This is a genomic window from Catellatospora aurea (assembly GCF_042663325.1).
Classification (GTDB): Bacteria; Actinomycetota; Actinomycetes; order Mycobacteriales; family Micromonosporaceae; genus Catellatospora; species Catellatospora aurea.
This window is the reverse complement of sequence record NZ_JBHTAC010000102.1, coordinates 1-1,677: the sequence shown is the minus strand read 5'-3', so window position 1 is coordinate 1,677 and position 1,677 is coordinate 1. Positions and strand designations below refer to the sequence as shown.

The following is a 1,677-nucleotide window of genomic DNA, read 5'->3' as shown; positions in this document are numbered from 1 at the left end:
CCTCGGTCTTTCATGAGTAATAGATCTTGGATTGAGGTCGACTAGCTTGATGATGTTGGTCGATACTTGCTGGTGATGGGCACGTCGATGGCCCGGCTCGGGCCGGGTTTCTCCGTGTCCTGGTCGCGGTTGGCCGAGTGGAATCGGCTCGGTCAGGTCGCGGGCCTGGGGAGTGCGTCCAGGCGGGCGAACGCGGTGGCCAGCTCGGATGCCCATGGCCAGGTCGCGTGGATGCGCAGGTGGATCCGTCGCGCGCCGCGGGTGATGCGGGCGGCGACGTGCAGCAACTGGTAGCGCATTCGGCGGGGTTCGGCGCGGGCCAGTTCACCATCCAGTAGCAGGTGTTGGGTCCAGGTGAGCAGGTCGCAGCCGGTGAGGGCGAGTTCGAGCCAGGCGGCGTTGATCGCGAACAGCCGGGACGGGAACCGGCCCAGCCCGGTGGCCTTGGCGCAGCGGATCCGGTCCTCGACGCGGGCGTGGGCGCGGTGGCGGACCTCGAGGTACTGGATCGAGCCTGCGCCGACGGGGGTGTCGGTGGCGATGACCTGGTGGCGCCAGCCCTCGACGGTGTCGAACAGGTCGAGTTGCGCGCCGGGGTGCGGGCGTTCGCGGCGGGCGATCAGCCGCGTCCCGGCCGGGTAGCCGGCCAGGACGTGGCCGGTGACGAGGTGGGTGAGCTCGACGACCTGCGCGCCGTCGCGTAGTTCGCCGTCGGTGTCCAGGGCGTCGATCCAGGCGCTGGCGTGGACCAGGCCGTCGCGGATCGGTGCGGTGATTGGCACGCCCACGGAGAAGTACGTCGACAGGCCATGTTCACGAAGGTCTCGGATGTGGTGCAGGAATGCGGTGGTGTGGCCTGCGGCGTCGGTGCGTACGAGGATGTCGGTGCCATGGCGGTGCGCATCGGGGATCTGTGTCAGGGCCATGTCGAGGACGGTGATGTGGTCGGCGGCGGTGTTCGACCCCGCGCGGCCGGGGCGCAGCAGCGCGGCTAGGGCCTCGCGGGTGTTGTCCAGGAAGCACAGCAGCGGGTAGTAGCCGAAGCTCTTCTTCCACGTCGGGCTGGCGTGTTCCTTCTCCGAATGGGTGATCACGATCGTGGCGTCGATGTCCAGGACCAGCCCGGGCACGTCACGGCCGCCGGCGGTCGAGGCGGGCAGCCCGCCGCGGGTCTCGCACAGCTGCGCCCAGGCGACCTCCCGGGCCGCGGCCCGCGCAGCCCTCAGCCTGCCCAGTGCCGCGGCGTCGATGAGCTCCAGAGCCCGCCACCCTGTCGAGTCCGAGGCGACCGGCCCGAACAGCTCCGGTTGGGCGCGCAGCACGCCCAGGTCGGTGATCGCCCTGCCGCCGTCGGCGATCGTCAGCGCCAGGTCGAGCGCGACCCGGCCTGGGTCGTGACCGCCCGAACGCCGCCCCGCAACCGCGAGGGCATCGCCGAATCCACTGGTCAGGCCCGTGGTGTCGGCGAGATCGGCCAGCAACCGGGTCCCGGCCCGACCGGCCACACCCCGGCCGTCGGCCGTGACGACGAGCTTGGGGCGCGACAAGGTAGTCTGCACGCGGAAAGTGCCTCTCCTGCAACGGTTCCGGACCCTCGACAAGTCCTATCGTTCCAGATGAGAGGCACTTTCGCTTTCAAGATCTACTATGCGGGCGAACCTTCGCGAAAGAGCGAGG

1 protein-coding gene is annotated in these 1,677 nt (G+C 69.8%); it reads right to left on the bottom strand.

Annotated features, from left to right (window positions below):
* Nucleotides 1-152: 152 nt before the first annotated feature.
* Nucleotides 153-1,559 carry an IS1380 family transposase gene (locus ACFQO7_RS37675; RefSeq protein ID WP_376810882.1) on the bottom strand — a complete coding sequence of 469 codons (1,407 nt, stop codon included), beginning with the start codon at nt 1,557-1,559 and terminating at the stop codon, nt 153-155.
* Nucleotides 1,560-1,677 lie beyond the last annotated feature (118 nt).